The organism is Sinorhizobium sp. BJ1, assembly GCF_002531555.1.
Classification (GTDB): Bacteria; Pseudomonadota; Alphaproteobacteria; order Rhizobiales; family Rhizobiaceae; genus Sinorhizobium; species Sinorhizobium fredii_B.
The window spans coordinates 1-14,681 of sequence record NZ_NWTH01000015.1; the positions used below are offsets into that span (position 1 = coordinate 1).

Here is a 14,681-nt window from a genome sequence, read left to right on the forward strand (position 1 = left end):
CCCCCGCTCAACTCGAGGTAGTCTATCATGAGCGGGAGTTTTCACACAGCCTCGGTGGTGAACAGACGTCCAGAAGAAGATCCCTGGGCGTCCGCTAGGACGGGACGAAGGCGCCGTTCAGACGCCCGCGAATTTGGGGCGTTCACGCTGTCGCTGCGGCACGAGAGATCTGCTGAGATGCTATGAAATGATCCAAGCTGAGACCATCTTATGCGCACCGCCTGCAACCAATTAAGGCATAACTCAATCATCATCCCCGTCTACCCCGCGGGGATTTTTGCTCTTGGCTGATAGGGGCTGATACTCGCCGCTGTCCTCGTGACCGGGGCTTGATTCAGCAGCGAGCTCGTGTCCCAAAGATTCGGTGTTTCAGGTTGTCTCCTCGCGCTCAAATTTCTTCCTTCCTCAAACGACGTTTGCACAAATCTACGGCCTCTCCTCGAACCGTTGTGGTCGACCAGTGCCTGCCACCCCAACGAAGCAATTTGGTCAAGTTCGATAATCGCCGCAGCCAGCATAGGGGGGATGCCTCAATGTAATGCCGATGAACTCTGGATCGTGCGCAATTTACGGGGCAAGGGACAGGGTGTACTCTTCCCAGAACCGCGGTGGCGACGTTTGAAGGCACGAAATTCCTTTTTGACTGCGTGCAAGCCGTCCCGGAGACACAGCGATGAGCCTGACGCGACGTCATATGCTGACCAGCACAATGGGAACAGTGGCATGTGCGGTTGCCTTGCTGGCGCCGAAGCATTCCCGGGGAGCGGATGAGGTAGAGGACTTTCTCTTCCGTGTGACTGGGCGAAAGGCAACGCCCTCGAATCGGCTTCGCCTCGTGATGCCGGCGGAATTCTCGACCGGCTATACGGTGCCTATGAGCATCTCGGTCGACAGTCCGATGACCGAGGCCGATCACGTCAAATCCGTCCGTGTATTCGCTCCGAAGAACCCGCTCGTCGAAGTGGCACAATTTCATTTCGTTCCGGGTCGCAGCCTTCCCCGCGTCTCGACGCGCGTCCGGCTGGCCGCCCCGCAACATGTGGTGGCACTTGCTGAGATGAGCAACGGTAACCTGCTGATGGCACAGGCCTGGGTGGCTGTCGCCACCAATGGCTGTCTCTGAAAGTGGCGCAAGGAGGTAGGCGTGACCACTCCCGTACCCCGCGTGATGGTTCCAGGCTCGGTACCAAAAAACGAGGTGTTCACGGTCAAGGCCATCATCCAGCACCAGATGGAGACGGGGCTGCGCACCGATTCCGCGGGCAAGACGATCCCGCGGAAGATCATCAATCAGTTCGTCTGCCGCTACGGCGGCCTCGAGGTCTTCCGTACCGATCTGCACGAAGCCGTCTCGGCCAATCCGTTCCTTGAGTTCCAGTTGCTCGCGACGGAAAACGGTCGCCTTGAGTTCTCCTGGCGGGAGGACGGCGGCGCGACCTATTCGCTGTATCATGACATAGTGGTCACCTGACATGAAGCGGGAACGGGCGGCCGCGCTTGTCTCGCGTGCGAAGGGTCTCGCATCCGAAATCCGATGGTTGCTTGGTCTTTTGCTTTCCGCAATCCTGCTTTTTCCCGAAAGTTCCGCTCCTGCGGACGTCAGTCAAGGCGCGCAGATTGCCGCGACCTGCGCGTCCTGTCACGACCCAACTGGCGGCGGGCAGGCCATCCCGCCGATTGCGGCACTGGACGAACAGGCTATCGTGAAAGCCATGCTCGCGTTTCGTGCAAGTGAAAGCCCCAGTCTTGTAATGCATGCGGTCGCATTGTCGCTCAGTGACGACGAGCTGGCCGCAACAGCGCGCTATCTCGCTGACAGAGCCAACGCCGGGAGGCAGCCGTGACGGATTGGACGCGTCGCCAGATCGGCGGCCTGATCGGAGGAGCGCTGCTGGCGCTGGCCGCGCCACACATTGTTCGCGGTCAGGGGCGGGCTAAGGTTGTAGTAATTGGCGGCGGCATCGGCGGCGCAACGGTTGCCCGATACCTCGGCGACATGAAGTCAATTGACGTCACACTGGTCGAACCGAACTCCACCCACGTCACTTGCTTCTCCAGCAACCTCTATCTTGCCGGTCTTCGCTCGCTCGCCTCCCTGACTTTCGGCCTGGAGATGCTGGCCGAAGGCCACGGCATAACGATCATCCGCGACAGCGCGGTGGCTATCGATCCTGCAGGAAGGGCTGTCGAACTTCGCGGCGGCACAAAGCTCTCCTATGACCGCCTCGTCGTCGCACCGGGGATCGCCTTCAAGTTCGGCGAGATCGAGGGCTATGATGAGGCAGCGGCAAAGATCATGCCGCATGCGTGGATTGCCGGACCCCAGAGTGAACTGCTGCGCCGACAACTCAAAAGCATGGACGACGGCGGTGTGTTCGTTATCGCTGCGCCTCCAAACCCGTTCCGCTGCCCGCCGGCCCCATATGAGCGGGCCTCGCTGGTCGCTTACTATTTCAAGCAGTTCAAACCCAAATCGAAGATACTCATTCTCGACGCGAAGGATAAGTTTTCAGGTCAGGAACTGTTTCAGGATGCGTGGTCGCGCCACTATCCGGGCATGATTGAATGGCTACCGTCTCAGTTCATCGGGGCAATCAAAGCCGTAGATGTTGCGGCGCGATCGGTGGTGACAGAAGGCGAGACGTTCAGGGCGGCGGTCGCCAATATTATTCCAGCCCAAAAGGCGGGGCTCATCGGCGAGAAGGCAGGTCTCACTGACGCATCCGGCTGGTGCCCAGTCGATCCTGTGACGTTCGAGTCGACGTTGCAGCCCGGCATCCACGTCGTCGGCGACTCGATTATCGGCGGCGACATGCCGAAGTCTGCCTTCTCTGCCAACAGCCAGGCCAAAGCATGCGCTTTTGCCATTGCGGCTTCCCTCACGGGCTCGCGTCAGTTTCCGCCGCACCTGTTCAACTCGTGCTACACGTTTCTAGCGCCCCACGACGCTTTCACCAATGCCCTCACCTTCGTACCCGAGGGCGGAAGAATAAAAACCGTAAGAATGTTCATCAGCAAGGTGGGCGAGAGCGCTGAGGTCCGCCGCCGCACCGCCCATCACGCCGTGGGCTGGTATTCCGCCTTCACTGCGGACGTGTTCGGCGGAGGTTCCTGAAGGAATAACTGGGTCTGCCGACCAGCGTGATGGATCCGGGTCCGGCAGGCGCTGGAGCCCATCGAATTCATAACGACGAGAACGCTCGATCCGCCATGACGGCCGCCGCGAGAATCGGCTTCAGAAATCGGAGGGACGCGGCGTCATGCGCGGCGTCAATGCGATGAGATTGTAGCCAGGCCCAGAGGAGATTGGTGAGAACGGTCGACTTAGATCCAAGGCATCATCCCCCTTCGGGAAGACGAGTGCAGTCTTTGCCAAAACATGCCTCCCTTGCCCGCGCCAGTTCGGGTTCACGCAAGGATGGCCGTTGCGCTCATGCGGACAGCGGCCGCCTTAAAACTTGCCCGGCTGCAGCACCGAACCGGTGTTGGACCACGTGATGTAGGCTTCGAGCGCCTTCATTGCCTCCGATTCCGGATCGATCTTCACACCCTGGTTCGGCTTCTCGATGCACCAGTTGATCATGTCGCGGAGGGTAGCGAACTTAGCGATCTGCGCTTGGAACTTCGGGAAGGATTGGGGGTGTGTGTCGGACGCCATGGGATGACACATCGCGCAGGCCATGCCAGTTTTCGAGAGGTCGTCGGCAACACCTAGCTGCTCGGCCATCTTCTGGTCACCATGGAAGAGAAGGTCACCCTTCCTGACCTCTTCCATGAACACTTCCTGGTAGAGCTTCAACTGCTCCTGCTTTACCGGATCTTTATGGGCGCTGGTCGGTCCCGCGAAAACGGCGGCAATGGCAATTCCCCCAATCAAGGGGAAGCGCCGCAGTGAACAGCGGATTTTCGAATGGGTTGTCATGACCCTTCCTCCGCTAACGATATGGCCACATGTTGTCGGCGATCCTTGGGCGAATAACCTCAGAAACATGCTTGTCATGGTCTTCCGGGGATTGCACGAAGACTTCCTTGCGCCCCCACATGATATATTCCGTTTCCAACTGGTCGTTGGCCGCCACATCGATCTTGCTCCAGCCGACTCCATCATAGGGATCGCCGGGGTCGACACGGATCATCGGCTTGGTTAGCTTCGGCAAACCTTCCGGGGCATAGGGCCACGGCCAGGACGTTGCCAACATCCCAATCGAACGCAACGTCCCGATCTCGTTGTAGAGGACCTGGTGCACGTGACCGTGAATGTTCGTGACCTTGGCATACGGTTTCAGCACCTCATGGACTTCGCGCCAGTCACGCACCCAGAAATTCCACGGCGGATAGTACTCGTAAAGGGGGTTGTGGCTGAAGATCACGACGGGGCGCTGCTTGTCCCAGTCGGCGAGGGTCTTTTCCATCCAGTCGAGCTGATCCCGGCCGACGCCCGCCCATGGTCCGGCGACGGTGCCGTCGAGTGTGGCCATATGCCCCATCCGCTCTTCGGGCGTCATGTTCTTGGCCGTCCAATAGTCCGGTCCGCGGCTGACGGTGTCGAGGCCAATGAAGCGCACACCCTTATGGTCGAAGGTCCAGTTGGGCTGGCCAAACAGCTCGCCCCATTTCTTGCCCATGTCGAGGTACCAGTCGTGCTCGCCGGGGATGTAATGTTTCGGGATCTTGATCTCCTTCAGCAGGTCGACGCCGAGTTCCAGCTCTTCTATCTTTCCAAGTTGGGCCAGGTCACCACCGAAAATCAGGAAATCGGCCGGCGGATCCATCGCCTGGACTTCTTGGGCCGCACGCACCACCTTGTCTACGAAGCGTGTGTTCAGGGATCTTGGATAGAGATGGGTGTCGGAGATCCAGGCAAACTTGAAGGGCGTCTCGGCCGCGTGAGCAATATCGAGCGTGTTGAGCAGCGGCCACCAGGCGAAGGCCTGACCGACAGTTGCCGCGCCGAAGATCAGGGATCCGTGGATAAAGGTGCGGCGGGTAATTTTCAGCGAGTCATCGGGCCGAACCCCTTCGGGTTGCAGTACCGAATGCATTTCGCGGCGAATGCGATCAAGCTCGTCAGACATGACGAATCCTCCTCTTAGGCCGAAAGAAGAACTCGGCTCAGAGGCAGACATGGCATGTAAGCCAGTCAGTGCTTTTCTTGTTCTTTATTTTACGTCTCTCACGCCGACACGTTACTATGCTACTTCTTCTTGAGCTCGATGTCGAACTTGGTGGCTTTCCCGCCCTCGACTTTAACGGGCATTTCTATGGGTCCGATAAAGGGCTGCACTGCCACGAGCTTGTAGTCGCCCGGCGGGATGTCAGTGATGGAAAACTTGCCGTCAGCGCCGGTGACCGCGTAGTAGGGATTGTCCACCACGTAAATCCAGCCTTCCATCCAACCATGTGCGTCGCAGTCGATACGGACGGTGCCCGGCCGCGGCAATTCTACCGGTATGCGCTGGCCTTTGTTCGGCAGGGCCAGGTTAAAGGCGGTGCGCTTGCCGTAAAAGCCGTGCGTGTTGTGAAGCACCGGGTCCGAGTTGATCACATCGAGCGGGCCTGCCGCGATCACCTGCACCTGGGGTTCAAACCGGCATTTCAGGTTGTTTAGCTCGGGCGTCTTGCCGGGTGCCGGCCATTCCTTTCCCGATGCGACGTCGACCAGATATACAACCGCGCTTTCGACCGCCTGATCGGCGCCAACGCGGATTAGCGGTTCGTCCCGCGGTTGCCCGCAAACCTCAACATCTTTCGTCGGTATGATTTTGGTCGTCGGAACGTCGCCGCGATAGACGATGACGCCTTCAATCGACCCGCCTCCGGTCACGGCGCTTACCTCATAGGATAGAGCCGGCGGTGCGATCATCATAACCGCAGCGGTTCCAAGAAACTTAGACAAGAAGCGGTGCTTTGTCACAGCAAGCCTCCCTCGCCTTGAAGGAAACATTGTATTTTCCTTCAGAATGATTCTAATATCAAGGCGAAATCGCGATTTTGGCAGGGCTGGCGACGAATGTAGATAGACGCCAGCGGGAAGCTCCCGGCCGCGTCATATCTCTTCGTATCCATTGCAAGGCTGAGCTATCGGAGCAGTCCTTCGGCCTCGCCAGGCATCCGGTTGGCATCGCCGCTGAACGCGTGCAGCAAAGGATGTTGGCCTGCGATGAGGAGGCACGACATGGAGAGGCGGAACGGCCTGCTTTGGGGTTCGACTTGCCGACGCGCGGTCTTCCATGGATTGTTTTCGGCTGCGGTATTCGTAAGCACCGTGCCTGGATTCGCAGCGTCGCCGGTGACCGTGGGCGGACCGTTCAGCCTCATCGAACCGGGTGGCGCCGTGGTGACCGACGCGAAGTTCCGCGGCAGATGGATGCTGGTCTTCTTCGGTTACACCTCGTGTCCGAGTCTTTGTCCAACGACGCTGAGCGAGATTGCCATCGCTCTCGACAGACTTGGCCCCGAGGCAGCGAAGGTGCAGCCAATCTTCATCACAGTCGATCCCGAACGCGATACGCCCGCTGTCATGGGGCAATATACCGGCGCGATCGACCGGCGGATCCTGGGATTGAGCGGAAGCGGGGAGCAGATCGCCGCGGTGGCGCAGAAATATGGCGCTTACAGCGACCACCATCTGCTGGAAACAGGCGCCGATTATATCGTTGACCACAGCACATACATCTATTTCATGGACCCTCAGGGCAAGTTCGTTCGCGGCTTGCGGGCCGGTATGTCCGGTGATTCCATGGCCGATATGCTGCGGCAAGTGATGACGAAGCATCGCGAGTGAATCGTCGAACGGTTGCGACTCGGAGACAAGGAGGCCATGTCTGAAAGCTTGTCTCGCGCTCAAAGGTTCGTGACAGCTCGATACGATCGCTTCTTCGCCAAGGCGACGGCCCAGCTCCATGCCGAGCATCGGTATCGCGTATTCGCAGACCTCGAACGGATCGCCGGGAATGTTCCGCGCGCAATCTGGCACGGACCGAGCGGATCGAAAGAAGTCGTTATCTGGTGTTCGAACGACTATCTGGGCATGGGGCAACACCCGAGTGTGATCGGCGCCATGACTGAAGCCGCGAAGCGTCTGGGAACAGGCGCGGGGGGCACGCGTAATATATCCGGAACAAGTCATCCGCTGGTCGAGCTGGAAATTGAGATCGCGGATCTTCATCTCAAGGAAACAGCGCTGGTCTTCACCTCAGGATATGTCTCAAACCAGACAGCTATCTCGACGATTGCGAAACTGGTCCCCGATTGTGTCATTCTCTCGGATGCACTCAACCATAATTCGATGATCGAGGGTATACGGCAGTCGGGCTGCGAACAGCGGACCTTCCGTCATAATGATCTCGGCCATCTCGAGGAATTGCTGAGGACGGCCGGGCAGGGGCGGGCGAAATTAATCGCGTGCGAAAGCCTCTATTCGATGGATGGCGATATCGCCCCGATCCGCCACATCTGCGATCTTGCCGAACGTTACGGGGCCATGACTTACCTCGATGAGGTCCATGCCGTCGGCATGTACGGCCCGCGCGGTGCAAGGTTTGGGATGAACTCGGGCTGCCACGCGAAAGTACCGCCTCTGCGGCGGAAAGAAGAGGCACCGCATTGCCCTAAAAAGACCGCGCCAATCAAAAAGCATCGTTGCGTCCTTTGGTCATCCGCTCAGATGCGCGACGCAAGAAAGGGAGGGAGACATGACGGCCAAGGAGATCAGGCTCGCTTTCCGGGCGCGCGACAGCATGCTGCATGGCATCGACACGCTCGCGCGTGCTGTCGCTGTCACGCTTGGGCCGCGCGGGCGAAACGTAGCCATCAACCGATCCTTTGGCACGAAAATCACCAAGGACGGTGTGACGGTCGCGAGGGAAATCGAACTCGAGGACCGATTCGAGGACATGGGCGTTCAGTTGCTCAGGCAGGTCGCCATCAAAACCTCGTATCAGGCGGGCGACGGAACGACGACAGCGGTGGTCCTCGCCGACGCAATCCTCAGGGGCGGTGTCCGGGCGGTCACTGCCGGCATGAACCCGATGGACCTGAAGCGCGGGATCGATCGTGCGGTCGAGGCGGTCGTCGCGGAGTTGAAACAGAATGCAAGAGCTGTCGCTTCAAATGTCGAGATCACGCAGGTCGCTACGATTTCGGCCAATGGAGATCGAGAGATCGGCCACATCATCGCCGAGGCTATGGCGGAGGTCGGCAACGCCGGCGTGATCATGATCGAGGAAGGGAGATCGCTCGAAACCGAAAGCGAAGTCATCACCGGCATTCAGTTCGACCGCAGCTATATCTCTCCCTATTTCGTCACCAATCGAGACAAAATGCGGGTGGAAATGGAAGAGGCACTTATCCTCGTTTGCGAGAAGAAGCTGTCTAGCCTTAGCGAAATTTTGCCGCTTTTGGAAAAGGTCGTACAGGCTGACAAGCCACTTCTCATCATCGCCGAAGACATCGAGGCTGAAGTCAGGGCGGCGCTTGTTATCAACAGGCTGCGTGGCGGCCTCAAAGTGGCTGCTGTCAAGGCGCCGGCCTACGGCGAGCTCCGCGAGGCGATCATGCAAGACATTGCACTGCTCACCGGCGGAACGGTTATCTCGGAGGATCTAGGTCTTAAGCTCGAGAGCATATCGCTCGACCGTCTCGGACGTGCCCGGAAGATTAGAGTCGACAAACAGAATACCACAATCGCGGAAGGAGGCGGGTCAAGCGCGGACATCGCTGGGCGGATCGCTGCGATCAAGGCGCAGCTTGAACTAGCTACGTCCGACTTTGATCGGGAAAAACTCCAGGAGCGGCTGGCACGGCTGTCCGCTGGGATTGCGGTGATCCGCGTCGGCGGCGCGACCGAGTCGGCGGTCAGGGAGAAGAAGGACCGTATCCGCAACGCCATGCATGCCACCCGTGCCGCCGTAGAGGAGGGCATCCTGCCGGGCGGCGGCGTCGCACTGCTGCGCGCAAGCAAGGCGATCCGGACGTTGAAGGTCGCGAATCCCGACCAGCAGGCCGGCATCGACATCGTCAAGGGAGCCGTAACGTGGCCGGCGAAGCAGATTGCGTCCAATGCGGGCGAGGACGGCTCGGTCATCGCAGCTAGAATTCTCCAAAACGATGACTACGGATGGGGCTACGATGCGCAAGCCGAAACGTTTCGAGATCTGTGGGTGGCCGGCATTGTCGATCCCACCAAGGTCGTGCGCACAGCACTTCAGGGTGCCGCCTCAATGGCCGGTCTAATGATCATGACTGAGGCGATGGTTGCCGAGGTGCCAGGTCCGCCGCCGCCCGAGCTTCCCGGACACCACGATCACGAAGACAATCTCGACATTGAATTCTAGCTCAATCCTGCCGGTTTAGAGCGGTAGAGCTCCTCTGTCACCCGTGGGCCACTACCGAGATGACGCCCTTGCCTACGAGCCACGCCTCGAAGGTCTCCGGGCACCCGCGTGAGTCAATTTTGTCGAAGCGCGATGCGCGCCGATCCCACTCGTACCGTTCTCACGGCTCGCGTTCAGGAAGGTCGAAGTTGAGCTGCAACATTCGCGCGATGTTTATCAGAATCGTCTCACAGACTTTCTCTTGATTAGGATCGAGATATTTGACAGTCCAGTTTGCCCCATTCTCCTTGGTTTCGAGCCGCTGAATCACAAAATCGGTGACGTGCTCGCATCCCGGTTCCTTATGAAGATCCGCGAGGATCAATTCCTTAAGCTCCGAAGCTTCCTTTGTATGTCTTTGCATGGCCGCCTCCTTCCGGATGACAACTTTCGGCGCATCGCTCAACTGCATAATCGCGATCTCCGCCGTGGCTAGACATGGTACTGTTTTAGCTCTATTTTTAAAAGTTGCCCCCCGTCCTCATGAGGTGGCTTCTATGACGATGAGCGGGTTATTGGTGCATCGAGAAGCCGAACCAGGGCGAGAAGATCGATCCCCAATCGGAGGCGATGATGGCGCCCGAGGCGTACATCACCTGTTCGAACACCGGCTTGGTGTTGGTGCCACGTAAATACTAGTCTAGTCGATAGACCGGGCACCGGCTGCAGGGAGCGCGTCGCGAGTCGGCCATCGGTGGGGTTGAAGCAGTCGTGCGGCCCAGGAACCGCGCGGGGAGGTCTATGCGTTGGCAGAGACTGGGATGGAGCTGCGCGGCAACTTCGCGAATGTGGACCTGGATGCGCTGGTCGACAACCGGGTGGTGCGGACCTGGCTTTATTTTGGCATGTTCTGGCTCATGGTGACGCCATCCGTCGGCGTTTTGATCTCGAGCACCTTCAACTATCCCGACTATCTCGGATCTGGGAACCTCGAGCTCACCTTCGGCCGGCTGCGCCCGGTCCACGTCAATGGAGTCATCTTCGGCGCCTTCTCGACGCTTTTCATCGGCCTTTGCTACTATCTTGTACCGCGTCTGTCGGGGGTGCGGGTAATATGGTCGGAGTGGTCGGTTCTTCTCGCATGGGTCTGGAACATCGCAACACTTGCCGGTTTGGTCGGCTTGCTGATCGGCGACAGTGACGGTTTGGAAGCCGGAGAGCTTCCGCTCTACGCGAAGGTCGCGTTCTTCATCGTGGTGGCTGTTGCTACCGCGCAGTTCCTGATCACGATCAGCCGAAGGCTCGAGCCGGCAATCTATGTCGCGCTATGGTACCTGATCGCCACTTTCGTGTGGACGACGATGAACTTCGTGCTTGGAAGCTTCATCCTGCCATACACGATCTCGGGCATCAACAGCGCCGCCTTCCATGGCCTCTACCTCCACTACATCGTCGGGCTGTGGCTAACGCCCGCAGGCTACGTGATCATCTACTATTTCCTGCCGGTCAGCGCGCGAAATCCGCTCTATGCCCACAAGCTCTCGCTGGTAGGCTTCTGGTCCCTGGCATTGTTCTACCCGTTCGTCGGCATCCACCATTACCTCTACAGTCCGATCGCCGACTGGGCCGAGACCTTGGCCGTCGTCACGTCGATGCTGCTGATCATTCCGGTGTGGACGGTGCTGGTGAACTTCTTCGGCACGATGATGGGCAAGTGGCATGAGTTCGGCAGGAACCTGCCGGCGAAGTTCCTGATCATGGGCTCGCTCATGTATCTCGTCGGCTGCTTCCAAGGCTCGACCGAGGCGCTGCGGCAGCTGCAGCAGCCGACCCATTTCACCGATTTCGTCATCTCGCATTCGCACCTCACCGTGTTCGGCACCTTCGTCGTCTGGGCGATGGGGGGCCTCGTCTATACTTGGCCGCGGCTGTTCGGGCGCGAACTCTGGTCCTTCAAACTTGGCAACTGGTCGTTCTGGCTGATCACCGTCGGCATCGCGACCATGGGCCTGGTCCTCACAGCGGGCGGGCTGCAGCAGGGTTATCAATGGATGAATGGGGTCGAATGGCTCGACTCGCTCGTCTGGGTGAAACCCTATTGGCTGGCGCGGACCCTGTCAGGTATCAGCATGGATATCGGCATGTCGCTGCTGGTGGTGAATCTGATGCTGACCGCGCTGACTAGCCCGGCGGCTGAGGCGCGACGCGTCCGCGGGCCGGTGGGAGCCCCTATCCCGTCCCCGGCGGGAGGGCTCGAGCGGTGAACGTTCGCTTCTTCGCGCTTTTCGCCGGCGTCTTCTGCATCACCCTCGCGGTGATCACGCAGGGCGTGCTGCCCTTCGTGGAGCCATCCTCGCGAACTACTCGCGTGACCTCGGTGGTGCGCACCGATTTCGGCCAGCTGAAATGGATGGTTTCAGAGGCGACAGACTACACCGAGCAGCAGCTTCGCGGCCGCAACATTTACCTGCGCGAGGGCTGCTGGTACTGCCATTCGCAATTCGTGCGTCCAGTGACCGGCGAGATCCGCCGCTGGGGACCGGTTAGCGAGGCGGGCGAATACGCCTATGACGTGCCCCACCTGTTCGGCACACGCCGGATCGGACCGGACCTGACGCGCGTCGGCCTGAAATACAGCGACGAATGGCACTTGGCCCATTTCTACAATCCGCGGATGCTGGTGCCGGACTCGATAATGGCGCCGTATCGCGGCCTTTTCCACGAGCCCGATGCAGCCATCCGTATCGTTGACGACGGCGCTGGCAATCGGACCGTGGAAAGGACAGAGGTCACCGAAGGCCTGTTCGACTTCGACAGCCAACGAGCGATCCAGTTGACGCCGAACGCGGACGGGTTGCTGTTCGTGCCGCTGGAGGCGCGCGAAAGAAGGCCGATCATCCTCACGCCGAACGACGAATACACAGGAGAAACCGTCAGCATCGCGGCGGAAACGGAAGCGTTGGCGGCGCTCGTTTCCTACGTCCAGAAGCTCGGCACGAACCGGGGTAAATGGCGCGATCTCTTCGAGCCGCAAAGCCTGGAGGTCATGGATGCGACTATGCCGCGCTCGGAGGAATGGATTGCTTACGGCAAGGAAGTCTATGAGCGCCGCTGCATCGGTTGCCACGGTGTCAAAGGCGACGGCAACGGGCCGGCCGCCACCTTTATGTTCAACCAGCGGCCCAGGGACTTCACGTCCGCAGTCTTCAAGTTCAGGTTGACAAAGGAGCCCCTGCCCACGGACGGCGACATGCTGCGCACCATTACTCGCGGCATCCGCGGCACGGCAATGCCCCCTTGGTACGAACTGCCGCTCAACGATCGGCTGGCGGTGATCCAGTACATCAAGTATGAGCTCGCGGTTGACCGTTCCGATCCCGCCGCTCCTTACGCTTTCTTCGTCGAGGAACCGCCTGGCCCACCGTTATATATCGGGCGCCCGCCGACCCCGTCCCAGACGATGCTGGACCGTGGCAAGGAGGTTTGGCAGGCGGCGAAGTGCTGGGAGTGCCACGGCCAAGGGGGCAAGGGCGATGGCGAGAAAGCCGCCGGCCTCAAGGATGACCTCGGCTTCCCGATGGTGCCGGCCGACCTCACCAGCGGCCAGTTCAAGTCTGGCCCGGCCGTCGAGGACATCTTCCGGACGATAACTACCGGCCTCAGCGGCACGCCGATGCCGTCCTATCGGAATGCGTTTCCGGACGAGGACCGGTGGGCGCTTTCCTATTTCGTGGTGGCGCTTTCCGCCTATAAAGACCCGCTCTCGCTGCAGCCGCTCTCGATCACGAAGGAGGCCCGCGCGGCGCTGAACAATCTGGAATTGGTCGCTGACAAGCCTGAGCGAGCCTATGTGCCCGATCCGTCGGTGCCAGCGTCCGGCCCGCCAGCTCCGCCTGGCGAGAAACAGGCACCCGCTGGAGGTTAGCGCATGCTCGGTTTTGAAGTCACCGGACCCTATGTGGGCGCCATGCTTATGAGCCTGGCGGCCCTGTTCTTGTTCATCTGGGGCGTCCTATCCGGCGCGTTGAGCGGCACCGACAAAGCCGCCAATGGGTTTTTTGAAAGGGAAATGGAAAATGAGCGATCTGCAGAGCAGCGATCCGGAGAGCCCGAGGCATCCGGAACTGGATGTGCGTCAAAGCTCGCACCCTGAACTGGAGGACTATGCGGGCGGCCTGATACAGGCTCGTGTGGGATTCATTCCGCTATGGCTTCTCGTCGTCTACGTGCTGCTGTTCGCCTGGGGGCTGTATTACATGTATGTTTATTGGGGCGGGCTCGGCCCCGGCCGTCTGTTCTAAGAAGACTGTCGCAAGGGCTGATAAGGCAGGAATGATGGAGATGTTGATAGCAAAAATTCTCCTTGGGATCGCCGCATTGAACCTCCTTTTCCTGGCCTTCGAGGTGGCGATAAACGTGCTTCGTCTTTATTTCGGCTGACATGGGAGGCGTGGATGCTACAGGACACCGTCTTCAAGCTCGCTGACGCCGGCTTGCCGCAGATGCTCGGCTTCCTCATCTATGGCGGCTGCACCGTCGGCTTTATCATCTATCTTTTCTATCTTGTGCGGCTATAGCGGCGCAGCGAAAACGCCAATGATCTACTACCTCATGATCTTCGCCGCTGGATTTGCAGGTAGCTTTCATTGCGTCGGCATGTGCGGCGGCTTTGCCTGCGCGCTGGGCCGCGATCAGCGAGGCGGAGGCGCAACCGTCCTTCGCCACCTGCTCTATAATACCGGCCGGTTGACAACCTATTGCTTTCTGGGCGGGCTCGCGGGTGCGATCGGTCAGGTCATCTGCACCACGCAAGGTCTAACGGCGGTGCCGCTCTTGAACGGCACCCTCGACATCGGTCAACGAATTCTCGCGATCGTCGCTGGCCTGCTCATGATTGCCATGGCGTTGCAGTTCTTCGGCTTGTTGCAGTTCTTTCATCGCCTCGCGATCGGATTTGGCGGCAGCACATTTGCATTGTCCCTGCGCGGTCTGTTGACGGCCCGGAGCAGCGCCGCACCGCTCGCCTTTGGCGTTTTCAACGGCTTCCTGCCATGTCCCCTGGTCTATGCCTTCGCCGCCCAGGCGGCGAGCACCGCCGGAGCGCTTCCCGGGTTCCTCGTGATGGCATGGTTCGGACTGGGAACCTTCCCCGCTATGTTGATGATGGGTGGCGTTGGCCGGATACTCGGGCCAGCCTCGCGGCGGCGCGGCGTGCGGCTGGCCGGTGGCTTTATTCTCTTGCTCGGTCTCATCACGCTCGGCCGTGGTCTCCTGCCCTCTCACGCGCATATCGGCCTTGCCTGGCTGAACGGACATCCCGCATGACTGCGCATGACGACATACTCTGTAGCCACTGTTCACTGCCTG

Annotated in this window: 15 protein-coding genes and 1 pseudogene; 12 read left to right on the top strand and 4 right to left on the bottom strand. The window is 59.6% G+C overall.

The genetic code is table 11. From position 1 onward, the window contains the following. The first annotated feature begins 673 nt into the window (after positions 1-673). The 4 genes from CO676_RS18625 (at position 674) to CO676_RS18640 (ending at position 3,115) form a co-directional block, all read left to right on the top strand. Positions 674-1,123: a thiosulfate oxidation carrier protein SoxY gene (locus CO676_RS18625; protein ID WP_014766295.1), complete on the top strand. Its 450-nt coding sequence runs from the start codon at positions 674-676 to the stop codon at positions 1,121-1,123. Positions 1,124-1,168: 45 nt separating this feature from the next. Next, entirely contained in the window at positions 1,169-1,471 is a 303-nt protein-coding gene (soxZ, locus tag CO676_RS18630) for a thiosulfate oxidation carrier complex protein SoxZ (RefSeq protein ID WP_041414738.1), read from the top strand. A gap of 67 nt (positions 1,472-1,538) precedes the next feature. Continuing rightward, positions 1,539-1,844, top strand: a complete 306-nt coding sequence (locus CO676_RS18635) for a c-type cytochrome (protein ID WP_245424356.1) — start codon at positions 1,539-1,541, stop codon at positions 1,842-1,844. Continuing rightward, a complete protein-coding gene (locus tag CO676_RS18640; RefSeq protein WP_014766292.1) occupies positions 1,841-3,115 on the top strand; it encodes an NAD(P)/FAD-dependent oxidoreductase in 1,275 nt (424 codons plus the stop codon). Before CO676_RS18635 ends, CO676_RS18640 begins: the two co-directional genes overlap by 4 nt. Before the next feature lie 336 nt (positions 3,116-3,451). On the opposite strand, the gene CO676_RS18645 is transcribed toward CO676_RS18640, so the two are convergent. From CO676_RS18645 to CO676_RS18655, 3 genes are all read right to left on the bottom strand, one after another. After that, the gene (locus tag CO676_RS18645) at positions 3,452-3,922 is read right to left on the bottom strand and encodes a hypothetical protein (protein ID WP_014766290.1); all 471 of its coding nucleotides are present in this window, start codon (positions 3,920-3,922) and stop codon (positions 3,452-3,454) included. Between the two features lie 13 nt (positions 3,923-3,935). Next, entirely contained in the window at positions 3,936-5,075 is a 1,140-nt protein-coding gene (locus CO676_RS18650; protein WP_014766289.1) for a metallophosphoesterase, read from the bottom strand. Positions 5,076-5,194: 119 nt separating this feature from the next. Further along, a complete protein-coding gene (locus CO676_RS18655; RefSeq protein WP_097522189.1) occupies positions 5,195-5,914 on the bottom strand; it encodes a hypothetical protein in 720 nt (239 codons plus the stop codon). A gap of 261 nt (positions 5,915-6,175) precedes the next feature. Between CO676_RS18655 and CO676_RS18660 the strand changes: the two genes are divergently transcribed. The 3 genes and pseudogenes from CO676_RS18660 (at position 6,176) to groL (ending at position 9,335) form a co-directional block, all read left to right on the top strand. Next, positions 6,176-6,784 carry an SCO family protein gene (locus tag CO676_RS18660; protein ID WP_097522190.1) on the top strand — a complete coding sequence of 203 codons (609 nt, stop codon included), beginning with the start codon at positions 6,176-6,178 and terminating at the stop codon, positions 6,782-6,784. 36 nt (positions 6,785-6,820) lie between these two features. Continuing rightward, a pseudogene (gene hemA, locus CO676_RS18665) lies at positions 6,821-7,561 on the top strand (5-aminolevulinate synthase); the annotation flags it as partial. A gap of 133 nt (positions 7,562-7,694) precedes the next feature. Then, entirely contained in the window at positions 7,695-9,335 is a 1,641-nt protein-coding gene (gene groL, locus CO676_RS18670; protein WP_097522191.1) for a chaperonin GroEL, read from the top strand. A gap of 160 nt (positions 9,336-9,495) precedes the next feature. On the opposite strand, the gene CO676_RS18675 is transcribed toward groL, so the two are convergent. After that, positions 9,496-9,738, bottom strand: a complete 243-nt coding sequence (locus tag CO676_RS18675) for a hypothetical protein (RefSeq protein ID WP_017265636.1) — start codon at positions 9,736-9,738, stop codon at positions 9,496-9,498. A gap of 397 nt (positions 9,739-10,135) precedes the next feature. Here CO676_RS18675 and CO676_RS18680 point away from each other — a divergent pair, with 397 nt between their 5' ends. The 5 genes from CO676_RS18680 to CO676_RS18700 all read left to right on the top strand — a co-directional run bounded on the left by CO676_RS18680 (position 10,136) and on the right by CO676_RS18700 (position 14,639). Next, a complete protein-coding gene (locus tag CO676_RS18680) occupies positions 10,136-11,578 on the top strand; it encodes a cbb3-type cytochrome c oxidase subunit I (protein WP_097522192.1) in 1,443 nt (480 codons plus the stop codon). Continuing rightward, positions 11,575-13,239, top strand: coding sequence for a cbb3-type cytochrome c oxidase subunit II (locus tag CO676_RS18685; protein WP_097522193.1), 1,665 nt, complete (start codon positions 11,575-11,577; stop codon positions 13,237-13,239). The genes CO676_RS18680 and CO676_RS18685 overlap by 4 nt, the downstream gene beginning before the upstream one ends. Positions 13,240-13,390: 151 nt before the next feature. Next, positions 13,391-13,615, top strand: coding sequence for a hypothetical protein (locus CO676_RS18695; RefSeq protein WP_014766281.1), 225 nt, complete (start codon positions 13,391-13,393; stop codon positions 13,613-13,615). A gap of 153 nt (positions 13,616-13,768) precedes the next feature. After that, on the top strand, positions 13,769-13,891 hold the full coding sequence (locus CO676_RS36795; protein ID WP_014766280.1) for a hypothetical protein: 123 nt from the start codon (positions 13,769-13,771) through the stop codon (positions 13,889-13,891). Between the two features lie 19 nt (positions 13,892-13,910). Then, positions 13,911-14,639, top strand: coding sequence for a sulfite exporter TauE/SafE family protein (locus tag CO676_RS18700; protein WP_097522194.1), 729 nt, complete (start codon positions 13,911-13,913; stop codon positions 14,637-14,639). Positions 14,640-14,681 lie beyond the last annotated feature (42 nt).

What these genes read in the sequence shown, in the direction of transcription:
- CO676_RS18675 (WP_017265636.1), bottom strand. Translation starts at nt 9,738, where the DNA reads ATGCAAAGACATACAAAGGAAGCTTCGGAGCTTAAGGAATTGATCCTC.
- CO676_RS18650 (WP_014766289.1), bottom strand. Translation starts at nt 5,075, where the DNA reads ATGTCTGACGAGCTTGATCGCATTCGCCGCGAAATGCATTCGGTACTG.
- CO676_RS18625 (WP_014766295.1), top strand. Translation starts at nt 674, where the DNA reads ATGAGCCTGACGCGACGTCATATGCTGACCAGCACAATGGGAACAGTG.
- CO676_RS18700 (WP_097522194.1), top strand. Translation starts at nt 13,911, where the DNA reads ATGATCTACTACCTCATGATCTTCGCCGCTGGATTTGCAGGTAGCTTT.
- groL (WP_097522191.1), top strand. Translation starts at nt 7,695, where the DNA reads ATGACGGCCAAGGAGATCAGGCTCGCTTTCCGGGCGCGCGACAGCATG.
- CO676_RS18645 (WP_014766290.1), bottom strand. Translation starts at nt 3,922, where the DNA reads ATGACAACCCATTCGAAAATCCGCTGTTCACTGCGGCGCTTCCCCTTG.
- soxZ (WP_041414738.1), top strand. Translation starts at nt 1,169, where the DNA reads ATGGTTCCAGGCTCGGTACCAAAAAACGAGGTGTTCACGGTCAAGGCC.
- CO676_RS18695 (WP_014766281.1), top strand. Translation starts at nt 13,391, where the DNA reads ATGAGCGATCTGCAGAGCAGCGATCCGGAGAGCCCGAGGCATCCGGAA.
- CO676_RS18680 (WP_097522192.1), top strand. Translation starts at nt 10,136, where the DNA reads ATGGAGCTGCGCGGCAACTTCGCGAATGTGGACCTGGATGCGCTGGTC.
- CO676_RS36795 (WP_014766280.1), top strand. Translation starts at nt 13,769, where the DNA reads ATGCTACAGGACACCGTCTTCAAGCTCGCTGACGCCGGCTTGCCGCAG.
- CO676_RS18660 (WP_097522190.1), top strand. Translation starts at nt 6,176, where the DNA reads ATGGAGAGGCGGAACGGCCTGCTTTGGGGTTCGACTTGCCGACGCGCG.